This is a genomic window from Sphingobium sp. CCH11-B1 (assembly GCF_001556865.1).
Taxonomy (GTDB): domain Bacteria; phylum Pseudomonadota; class Alphaproteobacteria; order Sphingomonadales; family Sphingomonadaceae; genus Sphingobium.
This window is the reverse complement of record NZ_LSJY01000033.1, coordinates 1-18,103: the sequence shown is the minus strand read 5'-3', so window position 1 is coordinate 18,103 and position 18,103 is coordinate 1. Positions and strand designations below refer to the sequence as shown.

At 65.3% G+C, this 18,103-nt stretch carries 17 protein-coding genes; 5 read left to right on the top strand and 12 right to left on the bottom strand.

Going from position 1 to position 18,103, the window contains the following annotated elements; genetic code table 11:
- The 5 genes from AX724_RS04800 to AX724_RS04780 form a co-directional block, all read right to left on the bottom strand.
- Window positions 1-1,179, bottom strand: coding sequence for an efflux RND transporter periplasmic adaptor subunit (locus AX724_RS04800; protein WP_004212877.1), 1,179 nt, complete (start codon window positions 1,177-1,179; stop codon window positions 1-3).
- Entirely contained in the window at window positions 1,179-2,456 is a 1,278-nt protein-coding gene (locus AX724_RS04795; protein WP_066521572.1) for a TolC family protein, read from the bottom strand. Before AX724_RS04795 ends, AX724_RS04800 begins: the two co-directional genes overlap by 1 nt.
- A 60-nt stretch (window positions 2,457-2,516) precedes the next feature.
- Entirely contained in the window at window positions 2,517-2,813 is a 297-nt protein-coding gene (locus AX724_RS04790; protein ID WP_007406840.1) for a hypothetical protein, read from the bottom strand.
- Window positions 2,814-2,886: 73 nt separating this feature from the next.
- Window positions 2,887-4,854, bottom strand: coding sequence for a cytochrome c/FTR1 family iron permease (locus AX724_RS04785; protein WP_004212871.1), 1,968 nt, complete (start codon window positions 4,852-4,854; stop codon window positions 2,887-2,889).
- Window positions 4,854-5,480 (bottom strand): cation transporter, encoded by a 627-nt coding sequence (locus AX724_RS04780; protein WP_004212870.1) that lies wholly within the window; start codon window positions 5,478-5,480, stop codon window positions 4,854-4,856. Before AX724_RS04780 ends, AX724_RS04785 begins: the two co-directional genes overlap by 1 nt.
- 78 nt (window positions 5,481-5,558) lie before the next feature.
- Between AX724_RS04780 and AX724_RS04775 the strand changes: the two genes are divergently transcribed.
- Entirely contained in the window at window positions 5,559-5,975 is a 417-nt protein-coding gene (locus AX724_RS04775; protein ID WP_004212867.1) for a MerR family transcriptional regulator, read from the top strand.
- On the opposite strand, the gene AX724_RS04770 is transcribed toward AX724_RS04775, so the two are convergent.
- Entirely contained in the window at window positions 5,969-7,171 is a 1,203-nt protein-coding gene (locus AX724_RS04770) for an aspartyl protease family protein (RefSeq protein WP_013039112.1), read from the bottom strand. The two genes, AX724_RS04775 and AX724_RS04770, sit on opposite strands and share 7 nt — an antisense overlap.
- A 289-nt stretch (window positions 7,172-7,460) precedes the next feature.
- Window positions 7,461-8,033 (bottom strand): recombinase family protein, encoded by a 573-nt coding sequence (locus tag AX724_RS04765; protein ID WP_009824027.1) that lies wholly within the window; start codon window positions 8,031-8,033, stop codon window positions 7,461-7,463.
- Window positions 8,034-8,224: 191 nt separating this feature from the next.
- Between AX724_RS04765 and AX724_RS04760 the strand changes: the two genes are divergently transcribed.
- Both AX724_RS04760 and AX724_RS22620 read left to right on the top strand, forming a co-directional pair.
- Window positions 8,225-9,625 (top strand): Mu transposase C-terminal domain-containing protein, encoded by a 1,401-nt coding sequence (locus AX724_RS04760; protein WP_004212864.1) that lies wholly within the window; start codon window positions 8,225-8,227, stop codon window positions 9,623-9,625.
- Window positions 9,552-10,430 (top strand): AAA family ATPase, encoded by an 879-nt coding sequence (locus AX724_RS22620; protein WP_009824028.1) that lies wholly within the window; start codon window positions 9,552-9,554, stop codon window positions 10,428-10,430. Before AX724_RS04760 ends, AX724_RS22620 begins: the two co-directional genes overlap by 74 nt.
- A 314-nt stretch (window positions 10,431-10,744) precedes the next feature.
- Here the strand turns inward: AX724_RS22620 and AX724_RS04750 are convergent, their stop codons facing one another.
- Window positions 10,745-11,983 (bottom strand): site-specific integrase, encoded by a 1,239-nt coding sequence (locus tag AX724_RS04750; RefSeq protein ID WP_013039113.1) that lies wholly within the window; start codon window positions 11,981-11,983, stop codon window positions 10,745-10,747.
- Between the two features lie 179 nt (window positions 11,984-12,162).
- Between AX724_RS04750 and AX724_RS04745 the strand changes: the two genes are divergently transcribed.
- Window positions 12,163-13,356, top strand: a complete 1,194-nt coding sequence (locus AX724_RS04745; RefSeq protein WP_144423740.1) for a hypothetical protein — start codon at window positions 12,163-12,165, stop codon at window positions 13,354-13,356.
- 69 nt (window positions 13,357-13,425) lie between these two features.
- Here AX724_RS04745 and AX724_RS04740 read toward each other — a convergent pair whose 3' ends face one another.
- Genes AX724_RS04740 through AX724_RS22615 form a run of 4 tightly spaced genes read right to left on the bottom strand, consistent with a single transcriptional unit; the run spans window position 13,426 to window position 17,004 of the window.
- The gene (locus tag AX724_RS04740) at window positions 13,426-14,520 is read right to left on the bottom strand and encodes a hypothetical protein (protein WP_047867034.1); all 1,095 of its coding nucleotides are present in this window, start codon (window positions 14,518-14,520) and stop codon (window positions 13,426-13,428) included.
- Complete coding sequence (locus tag AX724_RS04735; protein WP_047867035.1) at window positions 14,517-15,338, bottom strand: TniB family NTP-binding protein; 822 nt, start codon at window positions 15,336-15,338, stop codon at window positions 14,517-14,519. Before AX724_RS04735 ends, AX724_RS04740 begins: the two co-directional genes overlap by 4 nt.
- Window positions 15,338-15,850: a Mu transposase C-terminal domain-containing protein gene (locus tag AX724_RS24350; protein ID WP_066764047.1), complete on the bottom strand. Its 513-nt coding sequence runs from the start codon at window positions 15,848-15,850 to the stop codon at window positions 15,338-15,340. The genes AX724_RS04735 and AX724_RS24350 overlap by 1 nt, the downstream gene beginning before the upstream one ends.
- Complete coding sequence (locus tag AX724_RS22615; RefSeq protein WP_066764044.1) at window positions 15,796-17,004, bottom strand: DDE-type integrase/transposase/recombinase; 1,209 nt, start codon at window positions 17,002-17,004, stop codon at window positions 15,796-15,798. Before AX724_RS22615 ends, AX724_RS24350 begins: the two co-directional genes overlap by 55 nt.
- A 790-nt stretch (window positions 17,005-17,794) precedes the next feature.
- On the opposite strand from AX724_RS22615, the gene AX724_RS04720 reads away from it, so the two are divergent.
- Window positions 17,795-18,103 (top strand): DUF4158 domain-containing protein (locus tag AX724_RS04720; RefSeq protein WP_197421465.1); only part of this gene is annotated, 309 nt, incomplete at its 3' end.

Here is an 18,103-nt window from a genome sequence, read left to right as displayed (position 1 = left end):
TTAATCCTCGTGGCTCGCTTCGCCCTTGCCGATCTCGGCCTTGAGCGTGAAACTTCCGGTGGTGGCGATCTGTTCGTTGCCGGTCAGGCCCGACCGGACGATCACCGTGTCGCCCGACGCATCGCCGAGCTGGACCGGGGTCGCCTTGAAGCCGGTGGGCGTGCGCACGAACACGACCGACTTGCCCTCGAAACTCTGGACCGCCGTCGTCGGCACGCGGACCGCCCCGCTCCCGCCGCTGCCCGTGAGCTGCACGGCTGCCGTCACAGGCTCGCCGACCCGCCATTCGCCACCGCGATTGTCGAGGGTGGCGAGCGCAGGCACGAGCCGCGTCTGCGGATCAAGCGCCGGCGACACGAAGGTCACGCGGGCGGTCGCCTGACGGCCTGCCGCCTTCACCAGCACCGTATTGCCGGGACGCACCCGGCCCGCATCCTCGGGCTTGAGATTAAGCGCGATCGACACCTGGCTCAGGTTGGCGATGCGATAGAGTTCGGCATCCGCCGCGACCGTTTGTCCCAGCGTCACGGGGCGCGCAATGATCTGGCCCGAGATCGGCGCGGCAATGCCGAGCCGGTTGAGCCCGCCGCCGCCGACACCCGCCGCCGAAACCATGCTCTGCGCCTGCGTCAGGGCGATCCGCGCCTCCGTCGCCGCTGTGCGGGCGGCGATCAGATCCTGTTCAGGGGAGACTCTCTGCGCGAACAGCCGCTGTTCGCGCGCGAGGTTCGAATTAGCGAGCTGAAGCCGCGCCCGCGCCGCCTCGACCTCGCCCTTGATCTGCGCCGCCTCGCGGCTTTCGATGACCGCAATGGTCTGGCCGCGTCCGACCGATTGGCCGAGGTTACGGGTGAGCGCGACCACGCGTCCCGCAATTGCGGCCGAGACGACCTGCGTTCCCTGTGGGTCGCCCTCGATGATCGCGGGCAGCTCGATCGTCCCGGCCCCGCCGATGATCGGCCGTCCGACCTGGACGCCCGCTGTGGCGATCTGGTCGGCACCCAATGTGACGACGCCTTCACCGGCATGACCGCCTTCAGCACCGCCCTTTTCCGTGCCCGCTGCCGTCTCATTGGCAGCTGCGCCTTCGGCAGTTGCCTCGTTTCCGCCATCCTTGCCGCCGCAGGCAGCCAAGAGCAGGGCGAGCGACGCCGCGCCCGCGAGATAAAAGCTCTTCATCACTGATTCCCCCCATTGGGCGCACGAGCGGTCAGTCGCTCCACTTGCGCGCGGGCATTCTGGTAATTGGCAAGCGCGTCGATCGCGGCGACCCGCGTTTCGGCGAGCGTGCGTTCAGCATCGAGCAATTCGAGCTGGCCGAACTTGCCCTCGCGATAGCCGATCCGCGCGATGCGGGCGGCCTCCTGTGCAGCCGCCAGCGCCGGCCCCGACGCCGCACGAGCCGTCGTTGCGGCATTGGCCGCCTGCGCCTGCGCGTCCGTGATCGCCTGTTCGATGTCGAGCGCGGTCACGCGGCGCTGCGCATCCGCCTGGGTCCGCTGCGCGGTCGCCTGCGCAATCGCGGCGCGACCATTGTTAAACACCGGGATCGGGATCGACACGCTGAACACCGCCGCCATGTCGTTGGTCGCTTCCAGGCGGCGGATCGACGGCCCGACGTTCAGGTCAGGCACGCGATTGGCGCGCGCGAGCCGCACGCCGGCTTCGGCAATGGAGAAATCCGCGTTGGCTGCCGCCAGCGCGAGTGTGCCGGTCGTGTTGACCGGTGCCAACGGCCCATAGACGTTCACATCGGGAAGGCGATCGAGCAGCGTGTCATCGAGCAGGCCGTCGATCGGCCGTCCGATCCGACGCGCCAGATTGGCGCGGGCCGCCTCGGCCAAGCGAAGCTGCCGCTCCACATTGGCGTCGGCATTGATACGCGCGACATCCGCGCGCTGTTGCTCGAGTGGCGATGCCCGCCCTGCCTGCACGCGAACGCTCGCGGCCCGCAGCGCATCGCTGGCGATCCGGGCCTGATCGCGGGCTGTCATTACCCGGCGATCGGCCGCGACCGCTTCGACATAGAGCTGCGTTACCTGAAGCCGGACATCCGCCGCGATGATCGCGGCCTGGATCTCGGCCCGGGACAATTGCGCATTGGCGACCGCGACGCGGGCGCCGCGCTTGCCGCCTAGCTCGATCGGGATCGCAAAGCCGACCGTGGTTTCCGCGCTGCGGACCCCCCGATACGGCCCGGAGCCGATGACATTCTCGAATTGGCCTTGAACCACCGGATTGGGCCGCAAGCCGGCGACTGTGCGACCTGCACGGGCCGCGTCGATTCCAGCTGTCGCCGCTTCCGCAGCAGGGGCCGAACCGCCCGCTGCACTGACCGCTTGGTCAAGCGTGTAGACCGGCGCATCCTGCGCAACAGGCGCGGACGGTCCGACCTGCGCCTGCGCCATCGTGGCGCAAGACGCTGCGGCCAGCATGGCCGCGAGGATACGATTCATGAAAATAGGACTCCTGACGATGATCGACAGGGGCGCGCCAACGCACGCCCAAATCGGACGTCAGGCTTGGGGGGGCCTCAAATGGACCATGCCGGTGCGGCCGTCGAGCGACGCAGAGGCGGAGATTGTCGGCTTGGGCACTGTGAGGACGGGGGTATATTCCATCGTCGTGCGCGCAGGCGCGCCGACGTCGTGTCCGTGACAATAATTGTGATGATGCGGGACATTCTTGTCCGAGTCCGATGGCACCTGATCGATGTCACCGGCGGTATGGACCGTGAACTCAACGCCCGCGATGCTTCCCCCCGCCAGATCGGCGGCATGGGCCATGCCGGAGAAGCTGGTCAGGACCAGCATCAGGCATGTCAGGAAAGGCAAAAAGGCTCGCACTAGCTTGCCTCTATCACGGAAGGGTTTTCATGTCATTGCACTAATTCGAACCAAGGGTCACTGAGCCGGAACCCGAGCGGGATCGGTCGCGCCCGTTCCAGGCGAACCCGACCGCAATGGCGACCGCCATCAGGAGTTGCGCCAGCACCGATTGCCAAGTGGGAAACACGCCGAGCATCGACAGCCGTGGCACGTCCGCGAGCGGTGCGATGTTGATAAGGCCGGCTTCCTGGAGCGCGGCGACGCCTTTACCCGCCAGCACGACGGTCAGGACCGCCATGAGCCAGGAGCTATAGCGGAAGAACTGCGCGATCGGCAGCTTGCGACTGTAGCGAAGCATGGCCCAAGCGATCAGGCTGAGCAGTCCAATCGCCGACCCGGCCCCCGCGAGAAGCATCCCGTTGTCACCTTGCGCCGAAAGCGCGGCATAGAACAGGATCGTCTCGAAGACCTCGCGATAAACTACGACGAACGCCAGCCCGAACAGGAACCAGCCCGACCCGCCCGAGAGCGCCCGCGACATCTTCTCGCGAATATAGCGCTGCCACTGATCGGCCTGCGCCTTGCCGTGCATCCAAATCCCGACCGAGAGCAGCACGACCGCGGCGAACAGCGAGCCAAACCCTTCCGTCAGCTCCCGGCTCGCACCGCTGATCCCGATCGCATAGGTGGCGACCGCCCAGGTGATCCCGCCCGCGATGATCGCGCTGACCCAGCCGCCATGCACGTACCGCAGCGCCTCGCCGCGCTCGGCTTTACGCAGGAACGCGATCATGGCGACAACGATGAGCAGGGCTTCGAGCCCTTCACGCAGCAGGATCGTGAACGCGCCCAGGAACGTGGACGCTTCGGTGGCGGCATCAGGCGCGAGCGCCGCTTCCGCATCGTCGAAAAGGCCGCCCAGTACTGCGACCTTCTCCGCGAGATCATCGGGCGACGCGCCCCGGTCGATCGAGGCGCGGAACTCCCCCATCGCGCCCTCGATTCGACCCATCAGCGTCGCGTCGCGCGCGGTGAGTGTTGGCTCGATCGGCTCGAACCCATCGAGATAGGCCGACAGCGCCAGCTCTTTCGCCATGCGCGCATCGCCGCGCCGCGCAGCCGCCACGCTTTCGGCGAGTTTGGCGCGGGCGACCGCGAGCGAGCCGGGAGCCTGTTGTATCACCTGTTCGGGATGACGACGCAGGAACGCGAGCACTGGGTCAGCCTTGGCGTCGCCGATCGCCGCGCCGAGCGCGGCCGGGGTGAGCGCGACCAGGGTTTTCAGGTCCGGAATGCGCCGGCGAAGGGTCGGGTCGGATTTCCAAAGCCGCTCGCCTTCGCGCGCCTGCGCATCCGTGAAGGCGAAGCTCCCGGCTCGGAATGCTAACGCCCAGCGCTGATCGTTGGGCAGATCGGCGAAGCTCTGCATCGCGGTCCCGTCGATGCCTTGCGTCACCACCTGATAGAGCGCGAACACGCTGCGCTGGCGCGCGCGCTCGGCATCGGTGAAAGCAATCGGGGGCGTAGCGAGCTTGGCGGCGTCAGGGCCACGGCCGTTGCCCGTCATCCCGTGGCAGGACGCGCAGGATTGTCGGAACAGTGCATCGCTGGAGACGAGGTTCGGAGCCTTATCGGGCGCGAGCGGCACCGGGTAGGCGCGCAACAGATCGGCCGCGAGCCCGTGCGCCAATGTTGCCACCTGTTCAGTCGGTCCCTTTTCCGCGATCACCGCCTGGAGGTTGGCAGCCCGCTGGATGAGGGCTTGACGCTCCGGCTTCGCCGGCAGGCCCTGAAGCCGTGTCGAGACCGACGCGGCGAACTCCGTCATCTCGGCATATTCCGACGTGCTCTTGATCCGACCGTTGGCGACCGCGCCGCCATAATCGACGGCCATATAGTCGAGCAGCCGCCATGCGGTTTGCACGTCGCCGGGTTCGGCGATTGCCGCAGCAGGGATCAGCAGCGCCGCGAGCGCGGAGAGCAGCCGCAACGAGAGCATTGCCCGGATCAACGCGAGCAGACGCACTACCGCTCTCCCAATTCGCGCCGAGCGCCAGTGACGATTTCATAAGCGGAGTGGAGGAACAGGAGGGCGATGAGGCCGGCGACGGCGAGGTCCGGCCAGGCGCTTCCTGTCCACGCCACCAGACCGGCCGCGGCGATCACCGCCACGTTGGCGAGCGCGTCGTTGCGGCTGAACAGCCAGATCGCGCGAACATTGGCGTCCCCTTCCCGGAAACGCGCAAGCACCAAGGCGGACACGACATTGATCGCGAGCGCGACAACGCCGATTGTGCCCATCAGTTCGGCATCGGGCGCGGTTGCGTTCAGGGCGCGCCAAATCGCGAAACCGATTACGCCCACGCCAAGCGCACCGAGAAACAACCCCTGCGTCAGCGCGACCTTTGCCCTCGCCCGTGCGGACCAGGCAAGCGCGAGAAGACCGATAAGGCTGATCGACCCGTCCCCGAGAAAATCGAGGGAATCCGCTTTCAGCGCTTGGCTATCGGCGATGAACCCGCCGAACAGCTCGGCGACTCCGAAGCCGAGGTTGAGCACCACGACGGTCAGCAGCGCACGGCGATAGGCCGGATCGGTTTGCGCGCGCGCGGGCTCCCCGTGGCACCCGCAGCTTTCGGTAGAAGCATTCATGCGGCCTTCCTTACCACCTCCAGTCGCTGTAGAAGCAAGCGAAATGTGCGACACGTTCGCATAAGCAAGGATGGCATGATGAAGCCGGTGATGATTGGGCAGCTCGCCAGCGAGACCTCGACGAAGGTGACGACGATCCGCTTTTATGAGTCGATCGGGTTGCTCCGATCCGCCCCTCGCACGGCGTCGGGTCGCAGAACCTACGATGCCAGTGACATTGAGCGTTTGCACTTCATCCGCAACGGTCGCCGGCTTGGCTTCTCCGTCGACGAGATCCGTTCGTTGATGGGGCTGGCGCAGAACCCGGACCAGGATTGTGGTGCCGCCTCAGCTATCGCTGCTCAGCACCTCAAGGATGTGGAGGAGAGACTGGCGCAACTCGCGGTGTTGCGGGATGAGTTGGCAATGCTCAGCCAGAGCTGCACCAAGGCGCGCATGGCCGATTGTCGGATCATGAAGGCGATCGGCAAAGGCCACCCTCAAGCCGATCAATAATAATCGGCCAGCCTGAGCTCGCGCACATCACCCGAGGCCATCGTCAGCTTTACGAGGGTGCCAGCAGGCCGGGAGCGCACTTGCCAGAGCTCCCCACGCGTATAGTTCGCATCGATCGAATGGCCGTTCACCGCCACGATCCGGTCGCCGACCGCCCAGCCAGCCTTTTCCGCGGGACTGTTCGCCGCCACATGAACAACGGTGAGCGCCGTTGGTGAGGCTGCGAGGCCAAGGCCGCTACGGTCCTTCAGCATCGGCAGGCGACGACGAGGACCGAGTGGCCGGAGCCACACGAATCCGGCGGTCACGTCGAACACCACGTCGAATTGAGCGATCAGCGGTAGGCCGACATTGCCAACCGTGCTGGTGGAGAGCCAAGCTCTCATCCCGAGTGTGGGGACGTTCGAGACGCCAAGCCCTTCGATGTTGATGTTCTGGATCGTGAAAGCATCGTTGATACGCACACCATCGACGCCGCCGATCGCCGCGGTCGAGACGAGCTTCCCGTTCAACAGCCCTTGATCGCGGGCATAGGCCGACGAGAGCATCAGCGCGGCCGAGCTGCCAAGATCGATCATCAAGGGCACGGGAGGCAAACCCGAGACGGAAGCTCGAATGAACAGCTCCTGCTTGGCACCGCGCCCGAGCGCGACAGCGCGCCAGTCGGGACCGGCGAGAAACGTGCCTGACTTGACGACCGCCATACGCCTTTTCGCGAAATCGAGCGCGATGCAGCTACCCGTGAACATATCGGCACCGAGGAGGATATCGATCGGTCGTCCGAAGGCCGCCGACACTGAACTCAGATCACCAACGACGGCAAAGGGTAAGCGACGGGTTTCGCGGGCGAGCTGTACGTCGATGTCGCGGACCAGCAGCACCGGGGCCTTGGCGCTCAGCCCGCTAATCATGCGCCGCTCACCATCGTTCAAGCCGAGCTTCGCCGCGAGCGCCGTGCTCATGATCGACGCGCCGCTGCCACTGTCGAGCACCGCCCGCACCGGCACTCCGCGCACTTGTGCCGAAACAAGGAGGGTATCACCCGTGCCGACTTCCAGCGGCTCCCATTCGAGGTGAGCCGCACCGAAGTTCCACGAGCCCGCAGACCGGGAAGTCTGTCGCGCGAGCGTTGGAGAACCGAGCACCAAGCCGGTTCCACAGGCCACCAGCCGCGCCACTAATGAGCGTCGAGACATACCGATTGCTTCAACACGGGCCGTCAAAAAGCCACCTCCAGCCCCCCGTCCGCAGGAGAGCAAATTGCGGTTACATGCTCCAGCCACTGGAGGAGCAAGTGCTTTTGGTGCGCCCGAAAATCCTCAGAAGCGCTTGGAGAACTTTAGATGAAGGATGGTGCAGACCGCTTAGATGCCTTCCCGATAACGAACGGTTCCGGGGGACGCTGGGCCGATCGGGACCGCGAACGGTGTAAACGCTCGCGCTAAGTGGCGGCATTCTGATCGCGCTATTTGTCGGCGAGCGTCGCTACGCGGCTACCGGCTTGGTCTCGGCCGATCGCACATAGGCGTAGAGTTTTGGCTTGGAGATGCCGAGCATCGAGCAAATCTTGGCGATCGGCATCGTGTTCTCGTGGTAGAGCCTGACGGGCAGGTCGCGCTTGTCCTTGCCGAGTGCGGCCGGCCGGCCACCCTTCTTGCCGCGAGCGCGGGCTGCGGTGAGACCGGCCTGGGTCCGCTCGCGGATCAGGTTGCGCTCGAACTCCGCCAATGCCCCGAACAGGTGGAAGGTAAGCTTGCCCGACGTGGTGGTCGTGTCGATCGCCTCGTGCAGGCTCAGCAGCCCGACCTTTTCCTCGTCGAGGTAGGTCATCCATCCGATCAGATCACGGAGCGAGCGGCCGAGCCTGTCGAGGCGCCAGACCACCAGTGTGTCGCCGGCGCGAAGCAGCTCCTTCACCTTTTCCAATCCAGGGCGAGCGGCAGTCGCCCCGGAGGCCTTGTCGGTGATGACCTTCTCGCAGCCGGCAGCCTTCAGCGCATCACGCTGGAGGTCCAGGTTCTGCTCGGCGGTCGATACGCGGGCGTAACCGATTTTCATGCGTAGGGCCGGTGGCGCCCCGATCGGGCGCGGTTTGGGAAGAAAGTCGTCATCGGCAGGTCTATGTTGCCCTAGTTTTCTTTACCGGGTAGATTTACGTCGAACAGGCCGGTTTGGCAACGCGAGCGGACTCGCATGGCGATGGGCAGGCAAATCTCCGTTTTCCTTACCTGCGACACGGACCGTCGGCGGTGACGCATCCGGCGCTTGTCCCGCCGCTGGCGATCGAGCGCTACCGCGTCCTTGAACCGCACCTCGCCGATGGCATCCCGCTCGCGGACCTCGCCCGCACCGGCACGCTGAGCGAGCGGACGTTGCAGCGCTGGCTCGGGCGCTACCGTGCCGAAGGACTTGCCGGTCTCGCGCGTCTGCCGCGCAACGATCGGGGCAGGCTGCACCTGCCGGAACATCTGGTCGAACTGACCCGCACTCTCGCCACCAAGCGCCCGCGACCCCCGGTCGCCGCCATTCACCGAAAGGTGCAGGAACTCGCCATCGCGCATGGACACCGAACCCCCAGCTATGCGGCCGTCGCGCGTGTCGTCAGGGCGATACCGGCAAGCCAGATCGCCGCAGCCTCCGATCCGGCCGTCTACCGCGACCAGCACGAGCTAGTGCATCGGCGCGAAGCCGCGACCTCGAACGAGATGTGGCAGGCCGATCATACCGTTCTCGACATTCTCGTGCTCGATGATGCCGGAACCCCGGTGCGTCCTTGGCTGACCGTCATCGTTGACGATCACAGCCGAGCCATCGCCGGTTACTTCCTCAGCCTCGATGCCCCCAGTGCCCTCAACACGGCGCTCGCCTTGCGGCAGGCGATCTGGCGCAAGCCCAATCCCGAATGGATCGTCAGCGGCATTCCCGAACAGCTTTACGTCGACAACGGCTCGGATTTCATCTCCGAGCATATCGAGCAGGCGTGCATCGCCCTCAAAATCCGCCTCATCCATTCGCTGCCGGGGCGTCCTCGCGGGCGCGGCAAGATCGAGCGGCTGTTCCGCACCATCAACGACATGTTCCTGCCCGACCTGCCCGGCCACCTGATCGCGGGCAAGCCGCTGTCGGCGCCAGTGCTCACGCTCGACGAGCTGCGCGCCCGCTTCGAGGCGTTCGTGTGCGGCGTCTATCATCGTCGCCCGCATGGCAGCACCGGCGAACCGCCGATCACGCGCTGGCAGAAGGGCGGGTTCCTGCCCGCAATGCCCGACAGCCTTGAACAGCTCGACATGCTGCTCGTGCACGTGCCCAAGCCCCGTAAAGTGCTGCGCGACGGCATCCGTCTGATGGGCAGGCGCTATGTCGAACCCACGCTCGCGGCCTTCGTCGGCGAGCAGGTCGAGGCGGTCTATGACCCCCGCGACCTGACCGAGATCCACGTCTACCACCAGGGCCGGTTCGTCTGCCGTGCGCTCAGCTCCGAGCACGCTGGGCACCCGTCGTTGCGCGCGATCCAGCGCGCCCGGCGCGGCGCGAAGGAGCGCGACAAGCAGGTGCCTGCCCCCACGGAGACCTTCGATGGCGACCAAGAGGATACGGCTTCCCGGCCCACCACCTACCGAGGGCTCCGGCTCTACGCCGCTGACGATTGAGTTCCTGGTCGAGCAGCCGTTCCTGGCGACCCGCGAACATGCCCGGTTCGTCGAGTTTGCCGAAGCCTGCGCGCACTACCGCTATATCGGCGTGTGTCATGGCCGGCCGGGCGTCGGAAAGACGCGATCGGCGCGCGAGTTTTCCAGCTTCCCCGACCTGGGGGAATATGCCGCGCTCCGTCCCATTGCCGCGCTCCTTGGCGAAAAGGTCGCTCGCTGCCGCGCCGTCTTCTACACCGTGTCGGTCAGCAACACGCCCAAGACGATCGACGCGGTGTTGGGCCTCAACCTCATTAAGCTGGGCTATGCCCGGCTGACGGTCGCGGGCGGCTCGCAGGACGAAATCACCCATGACGCCGCCCGCATCGCCTGCCCCCTCGTCATCGTCGACGAGGCCGACCGCCTGACCATAAAGTCGCTCGAACATCTCCGCGACATGGCCGATCGCCACGGCTTCGGGCTGATCCTGATGGGTATGCCGGGCTTGGAGAAGCGCCTCGCCCGCTATGCCCAGCTCTACTCGCGGATCGGCTTCGTCCACGAGTTCAAACCGCTTACCGAGACCGAAATGCGGCTGCTGCTCGCGACCCACGCCGGCGATTTCGGGATCAGCTTCGACCCGGCCCAACTCGACGCGATCGAAGCGCAGGCAGCCGTGATCCGCATCACGCGCGGCAACTTCCGGCTCATGGAGCGCCTGTTCGCGCAGATGCGGCGGATCATGACCCTCAACCGCGTCGAGGAGGTCACCGCTGACATCGTTCAGGCCGCGCGCGATTGCCTCGTCATCGGACCCGGCAACTGACAAATAGCGCGATCAGAACGCCGCCATTTAGCGCGAGCGTTTACACAGGATAAGATCCATACCGTTTCCGGAACCACTTTCTTGTTTCCTCTTCGAAATTGGACTGTGCTGATGAGTTTGAGCGATGGTGGCTTCGCTCATACACTACGCGCTACCAGGCCCCTGCCCGTTTCTTAGGCTTAACGTTGTAGCTCAAGACCCCGGGGGCTCAGCCTCCCTTCTCCGGTTCTTGCCGCTGCGCAAATCCCTCGATCTACCTGCCGCCGTCGTGTGGTCGCACGGCATCATCCAAAGACCTATTTAGGCCGTCATGACTAGCCAATCTTCGCCATAAGGCGCCCCGCCGCCCCCTGCTCTGCCGCGAGATTGCGATTATAAGCGAGCGGCATCCGCGGCGACTTCCACCGCAGCGCGTCCATGATGCCGGCCAAATCCTCCCCGCTGGCGAACAGGTCCTGATTGAGCCCGATCCGCGTCGAGTGCGCACTGATCCCCTTCAGCAACCGCGCCAGATCGTCCGCCGTCAAATCGGGCAGCGCGCCACGGTCGAACGCGCGGCCGATGATCGACCGAAAGATTGGTCCGATCGAGCCCGGGTGCAGCGCCACGGTGCCGATGTCATATTCGACGCGCGCCTTCACCGCCGGCTTGGACAGCGTCTTGCGCAGATCCCACGTCTCCCGGCCCGAGATGCTGTCGATCGGCCGACCGCGCACGGCTGCCCGCGCCTTGTAGCGCCGCACCTGCACCCGCCGGAACAGCGGCCCTGTCGTGATCCCCGCCGCTTCGGTCCACGCCGCGATCGCCGCGACGGTGCGCGGGCTGAGGTAGGCGGTCGCCCCCTCCCCGTCTTGATCGCCCTTATGACGCAGAATCTGCAGCAGCCGCGCTTCGGGATCGATCGCCTCCTCAATATGCTCAATGGCGACCGCCACCAGTTCGGAGGCGCGCAGCCCGGTGTCATAAGCGGCCGATAGCAGCGCCCGATCACGCAGCCCCGGCAGATCCTCGCCACAACTCTCGAGCAGCGCGCGGATGTTGAGCCCCCGCGCCTTGTCGCGCTCGACGTCGCGCACCGGGCCCTTGAACCGCAGCGGCCGCGCCTGCTTCTGCGCAGCCCCCTTCTCGCGGCGCACCGTCTGGAGCCGCAGCTTCACCAGCGGCGCCGGCGTCGGATCCTTGAGCTCGAGCAGCTGGTGGATCTTGGCGATCGACGCCTTGTAGCGGGATAGCGAGGCCGGCCGGCTCCCCTTCCCGGCCCGCGCGTCGAGATAATCGGCCACGGTCTCGGGCGTGGCCGGCAGCGCGATCCGGTTGTTGCGCCTACACCACGCATCGAACGCCTCGACGTCGGACTTGAGCGCACGGATGCTATGGGGCGATGAAGCGGCCTGATAGGCGGCGATCAGGCCCTCGTTGACGGTGATGCGCTCGCCGGCGCGCATCTGCACGATCGTCCACGCAAGGTCGGCCGGCGCCCTGACGGCCGGCAGGACAGCCTCAGGCGGCGCTACGGGGATTTCTGGCCCTTCCCGGGCGGTTTCGGTGCTCACGACGCGCCTCGCTCCTCAGCCGCGCTTGTAGCCCACCTTATAAAGAACGGTCAAATCTGCTTATGTGATAAGTGCAATTATCAAAGGTATATACTGCAAAGCATCAGAGTGGTTGTATAGTAATCCTCCCTTCGTTATACATAGATTACATATGATTGTTTTTACTGGATTTTTTGGCCGTGTCTCATGCGTTTCCTGACTTCGAGACCACCGAACCGCCCTCGCTGGCGGATCTCGAGGCGCTGGGAACAGCCCAGGCGCACGCGGCCCTCGCGCTCGGTAAGCTCGATGCGGCGCTCGCCTGGTGCCCGCCCGACATCCATCCCATCTTCGCTTCGCGCCTCATCCGTGAGACGCTGATCTCGGCGCTCCGGCAGGAAGGGCATCCATTCACCGACGCACGCTTCCACGCCTGGTTTGCTGGCCTTATACCCCTTTCCGACGAACCACTCCAGTTCGCACTTGCCCCCCGCGCGCTCGCGACCACCCTGCTCGCGGAGATGACCCGCAGCCGCTGGACGCCGCTCGCCGACGCGGCGCTGGGGCTGGAAAAAGCCTGTCTGGCGCTGCGCGATCCCGACAGCGCTGCCGCCGTCGAAACCGCAAAGGCCGCGATCGACGAGGCCGCGGCCCTGGTCGCGGCGCTCGAGCCGGCCCCCCTCCCCTTCACCGCTCTCGCCGCCCTCCACCGCGCCATCGGCCAGAGCCCGCGCTTCGCTCCCGCCGAGCGGACGACCGACACGATCGCGCTCGCGAACCGGCAAGTCGTGATCGAGCGGCCGCGCCCACCTTCCCCGCGCTGGGCGATCGAATGCGCCTTTGGTGCGCATCTCCAAGCCACCGGCGCCCATGGTGCGGCGCTGCCGCTGAACGGTCTGATCCGGCTCGACACGGTGCGCGCGGCCGACGTCGACGACAACCCGGCGCACGCCGCCATTGTTCAGGCCGAGGCGTTGCGCGATGTCCTGGAGCACCTCTACAGCCTGGTCGCGAAAGCCCGCGACACGCGCCAGGCGCTGGCCGATCGCTACCGTGCGAAGCGGGCGAATTCGCGCGTGCCCCAGCTCTATGGCCTCCTCGCCAGCTTCGGTCCGCTGCGGTCGTCGCAGATCGAGGCAGTGCTGGGCGTCACCCGCCTTGGGGTCCGGAAAATGCTGGAGGCCTTGTCGGAAGCCGGCGACCTGGCCATCGAAACCGTTTCGGGCGTCAAGCTCTACTCGGTCACGCGCGGCAGACCGTCCGTTCCCCCCACCGCCCTGGCCGACGAACCGAGCCAGTTTTCCAGCGAGGCGATCGAGGACTATGATGCCGCCCTCGCCAAGATCGACGCCTTGCTGGCACGCTATGACGATCAGTCGGACGACCAGGCCTGAAAACCGGCAAAAATTTTGCCCCCGCAAATGCCCCTTACAGCGCCAAAACGGGCGTAGGCCAGCCCAGACTTACGGCAGCGACCCCAAATCGCGCTGTACGGGCTTCTGAGGGCGATTTTGCCAACCGAGGCCGCCCGGCCCGCGATCATTCGTCCATTTTTGCGCCGATGCGCTGTTCATCGAGCGATAGAAGCCATAATTGTCTCCAGGCCCCGCGGGGCGACCGAGCGGCTCGCCCCGCGCTTCCGCGCGCTGGGCAATGGACAGATAGGTTTGCAACAGCATCGGCAAATCGGGTTCCCAGCGGCGGCCGCGCCTGGGCCTGTCGATAGCCGCCTCGATATCGATTCCCTCGACCCTCGGCTGCGGGCGCCGGAAGAACCCCCTCCCCTCCTTCGCAAGCTCGCTCCGGCTGAGCGCGACAAAGCGCTCGAAGCGCCGCGCCGGTTGCGCTCCGCTGCTGTGCCGCAAGGCCAGCAACCGGATCCGCTCGCTCGAAAAATGAAAACGGTTCGCGACGATGGTCTCGACATAGCGCCTGTACCGCTGCGGAGTGACGCCATCGTCGCCTTTGCGGAGAAATTCGATCACGGCCCGATTGTACGCGATCAGCCGCGCCGTCGGGCGCGCCGCGCGCACGATCTCGCGCGCGGCCGCCTCGAGGCGTCCCAGCATCGCCGCAAGGCTACCCTCCCGGCGCGGCCAGTCCCATGCCGGCATCACCGACAAGGGCAGCTGATGCTCGTGACACCACCAGCTCGCGCTCCATATCCAGTCCTTGCGGATATAGAGCGGCCGCCCTTCGGCGATCAGCCCGGACCAGCAGCAAGCGCAGCCATAGCGGCGCAGGGTCAGCGGCAATAGCCAATGCGCAGGCCCAGCGGCAAAACCGTCCATCACCGCATCGCGATCGACGTCCACCGCCCAGCCCAACCCGGCAACGAGCCCGTCGAATGTTGCATGATGCCGCGCCGGCAGGCCGAGCTTACCCCTCGCGAGGTCATAATTTGCCAGATCGGGATCGACATCGAGATAGCGGAACAAGGTTCTCCGCGAGGTTTCGTGGCGGCGCACGATCCGGTCCAGCCACGAATCGAAGCCCTCCGCAGGCTGGGGGCGCACCCGGAACGCGAGCGGCGTGCGCTCCGGCGCTTCCGGCTTCATAAGAGCCGGTAGGGCGGAAAACGCTTCAGCGCATTGTCGATATCGTCGCGCCTAATGACGCTGCGACCATCGCTTTTCGCGACCTTGGCCGACCAGTGCAGGATCCGCTTGAAATTGCCCGTCACGCCATGGCTCGCAGTGCAAATCGGTTCGGCGAGATCGGGCTCGGCGAGCCGGTTAGGCTCGACAAGGCCCATGCCGCGCGCCAGCGCCCGGATCAGCCGCTGTGACGCCTCCCCCGGCTCCCACAGCGGCAAGCGCAGGATGATCGAGCGCGAGGCGAGTTCGACATCTTCGGAAAAAATATACTCGGCCACGTCCAGGCCCGCCACAACCAACGGCACATTGCCGGCGCTCATCAAATAGCGGAAAGTATCGAGCGTATCGCGGCGCGCCTTGCCGCTGGCCGTCAGAATCACATGGACATTGTCCACCGCGACAAGCCGGGTGCCCTGCTTGCCGAGCAGATCGACGACCCTGAGGTCCGCGACCTTGTGGGTCGTGCTGGTGACAGGCCAGCCTTGCTGCCACAGCAGAGCGAGATTGATCTTGAGCGAGGTCGGGCTTGAGGGGATGACCGTCCTCAGCACCGGCTGATAGCGCGCATCACCCCAATCGGGCGGCTCGGGAAAGTCCGCGGTCAGCCGCCGTTGCACTTCACGCAGGATCGAGGTCTTGCCCATGCCTGAATCGCCGACTAGGACGATGCACGTTGGCCGTTCCTCGGGATCGTCATGGGCCACGTCGACGATCGTCTCGACGGCATTGCGCGCTTCGTCAAAGGCGATCCAGAAGGGCAGCGATGGTGCTGGTCCCATCAGCCGATCCGGTCCCAGTCTTCGCCGAGTTCGGCCGCGGGTTTCCAGATCACGGGCTTGGCCGCCGGCGTTTTTGGACGCCGCAGATCGGCCACGGTCGCCCCCTCCCCTTCGCGGCGCTTGGCCTGGCGCCGCGCCTCCTTCGTGCGAACGCGGGCGCGGTGTATTTCCTGATTTGCGGCGGCCACCGCCCGCGCCGTCGCCGCGCGGCCGCCATCGGCCTGGTAGGCCCGCCCCAGCGCCCGCACGCCTGCCCTGGCGGCTTCCCAGTCCGCCTCCCAGACATCGGGATAGTCGCCGATAACCGGCAATTCGACATAGCGGCCATCGAGATCGGCGTAGACATGCTGAATCGTCCGCTCGTCCCAGCTGATTTCGATCTTTTGGCCGATCCGAACGGCAAGCTCCGGATGCCAGTAATGGCGATATTTGATCTGAATGCCCTTGGCATGGACCGTCAGCGACTTCGACGGCAGAAACTGGCGGAACAGCGCGTCGGAAGCGACCGACACGGGACCAGCGGGCCGTGCTTCGCCGCTTCGCGCGCCCACATCTGGGCCGGGCACAGGCCGCCCAGCGCGCTATGCGGCGCGTGATGATAGATCGCGATCTGGCACAAGAGCCAGCGCTCGAATTCTGCAAGCGTCATCGCCGCGTTCGCCTCGGCATCATAGCCGTCGCGCGCCGCCACATTCGATCCGGTCGCACCGGGCAAGAGCCGCAGCTTTCCAACCATCGTGCCGATCAGCCGCTCGATATGTCCGCCAAGGTGAGCCGGCCCGGGCCGCCGAACATCGGGGGCGATCCCGTTTCGGATACAGGCGCGCCTAAAAGCCTCCGAGCGATGCGGTTTGGCCTGATCGGCATGCCAGCGCCGGAAGAGGCCGTGCATCGGATAGCTGACGTCGACGCGCAGGTGGGAAAGGACCGGCTCTTTGGGCAACACAGCGCTCGCTACCGCCCGCCCGCACCGGAAGATCGAAGGGTCGCCGAAGCTCACATAATAGCCCAGAATCGACCGGGTCCAGATGTCGATGAGGAAGGTGATCCACGGTCTTCCGAGATGTTCGCGCCGCAGGCTATCGACCAGGATCACATCGCCCTTGGTATGATCCATCTGCACCAGATCGAGAAATCCCTCGCTGGCATATTCGCCGGGGTGCGGCTCATGCGCGCTCCGCGTCTTCGATCCCATCGTCGCTTTCGCCCAAACACGGCTCGGAATCTCGGCCAGCAGCCGCTCGATCGTCTTCTCGCTCGGGATCAGATCGGCGGGAAACCGATGATCTCCGTTATACGCGTGCAGCAGGCCCCAGATCTGCCGCGCCGCTTCCGCGCGCGATGGCGCGACCATCTTGAGCGCGATTTCGTCAATCAGCGTATCGATGGCGACCCTCACCTCGGGATCGATCCTGTGCGATCCGATAGCGGGTCCGCGCGGTTTTGGCGCCAGCGTTTCGGCAACGGGATGCAGCCGGAAGCGCGCGGCAAGTGTCCGTATCCGCCGCTCTTTGAGGCCGGTTGCCTCGGATATCGCCTGAACCTGCGCCGCAGTCACCGGGCCGCTAAGCGATATATGTCGCCGGAAATGCGGGTAGAGCGCCAGGCCCGTCTCGAGAGATTTGAGGCGCCGACGGGGCGCAGGAGACGGCTTGCGCTCAATCATGGAACGGGCTCCCCAACGATTTTTGCTGCCCGCGGAATGTAGCTTATTTTGTCTAAGGCCGCGACGTGCATATCGCCCTGGACAGATTTACTTGCAGCTCATTCGACATAATCTATTGATATTACTAGGCATTATGGAAATGCAGCCTATTCTGTCGGCTGACATCTGGACGAGTTCGCTGAATTTGACGGTTGGCGGCAAGCGCTGCTCTCAAACGAGCCGCTTGAATGGCGCGATGCTCTTCCCACGTCGGTGGTCGATCCACCCGGGGCGGCCGAGCACCCTCCCCTCATTCGTGCCATCGACCGTGTCCGGCAATATTCACGGCAACTCGGCACGATCACGCCCTGGCTTGGTCTACCCTTCTCCCTTCGTGATCAGGGTCTATCCCACGTCCCACTGCCCTGCCTCTGCGGCGGCGCCAAGGCTATGCGGCTGAAGCCGCGGCTGTCCGACGCGGACTGGCTGCCGATCGTGAGGTCGCTGCAACGTGCAGCCGCTGATGGGACTGAGCGGCTCGATCAACTCGAACGACTCTATCGTGACGCGCAGCGCGCGATCGTCAGCGAGTACAGACCGGGCGCCCTCCCCTCTTTGGCCGCTCTGACCATTCACCGTCCTCTTCTCTCACCGCAATTTGTCTCCGAGGCTCTCGGCCTCACTATAAGGCCCAGTCGGCCCCAAGCTGCGATTTTGGCCAAGTCGGAGAACGTTTTGGGAACGTGGCATTCGGTATTGACGATGGAAATCATAGAAGAGGACAGTTCGCTCCATCATAGGGAGTGGGTTGATGGATCGGAGTATTCCGGGCGGGGATTTGATCGGACGATGGAGCCTGAGCTTTGCCGATATTGATTTTGTAAATTCGAAGCCGGCCCTGACGCGCCTTGGCCTCGCCGCGCAGCTGAAATTCTTCGCTTCCCTGGGGTTTTTCGCGATCGATCCCGGCTCAATCCCTACCGATGGCCTCTCGTACCTGGCCGAGCAACTCGGTGTCGAGGCTGGCGAGATAGCCGGTTATGTGAACACCCGCATGCTTCAGACCGTACTGGTTGAGCCGAAGTGGGCGGGGCGGATGACGCCGGAAGATTATCGTGGT

Excerpts from the sequence above, each read along its gene's own strand:
- AX724_RS04800 (WP_004212877.1), bottom strand. The coding sequence starts at position 1,179 with ATGAAGAGCTTTTATCTCGCGGGCGCGGCGTCGCTCGCCCTGCTCTTG.
- AX724_RS04795 (WP_066521572.1), bottom strand. The coding sequence starts at position 2,456 with ATGAATCGTATCCTCGCGGCCATGCTGGCCGCAGCGTCTTGCGCCACG.
- AX724_RS04790 (WP_007406840.1), bottom strand. The coding sequence starts at position 2,813 with ATGCTGGTCCTGACCAGCTTCTCCGGCATGGCCCATGCCGCCGATCTG.
- AX724_RS04780 (WP_004212870.1), bottom strand. The coding sequence starts at position 5,480 with ATGAATGCTTCTACCGAAAGCTGCGGGTGCCACGGGGAGCCCGCGCGC.
- AX724_RS04775 (WP_004212867.1), top strand. The coding sequence starts at position 5,559 with ATGAAGCCGGTGATGATTGGGCAGCTCGCCAGCGAGACCTCGACGAAG.
- AX724_RS04770 (WP_013039112.1), bottom strand. The coding sequence starts at position 7,171 with ATGTCTCGACGCTCATTAGTGGCGCGGCTGGTGGCCTGTGGAACCGGC.
- AX724_RS04765 (WP_009824027.1), bottom strand. The coding sequence starts at position 8,033 with ATGAAAATCGGTTACGCCCGCGTATCGACCGCCGAGCAGAACCTGGAC.
- AX724_RS22620 (WP_009824028.1), top strand. The coding sequence starts at position 9,552 with ATGGCGACCAAGAGGATACGGCTTCCCGGCCCACCACCTACCGAGGGC.
- AX724_RS04740 (WP_047867034.1), bottom strand. The coding sequence starts at position 14,520 with ATGAAGCCGGAAGCGCCGGAGCGCACGCCGCTCGCGTTCCGGGTGCGC.
- AX724_RS04735 (WP_047867035.1), bottom strand. The coding sequence starts at position 15,338 with ATGGGACCAGCACCATCGCTGCCCTTCTGGATCGCCTTTGACGAAGCG.
- AX724_RS22615 (WP_066764044.1), bottom strand. The coding sequence starts at position 17,004 with ATGATTGAGCGCAAGCCGTCTCCTGCGCCCCGTCGGCGCCTCAAATCT.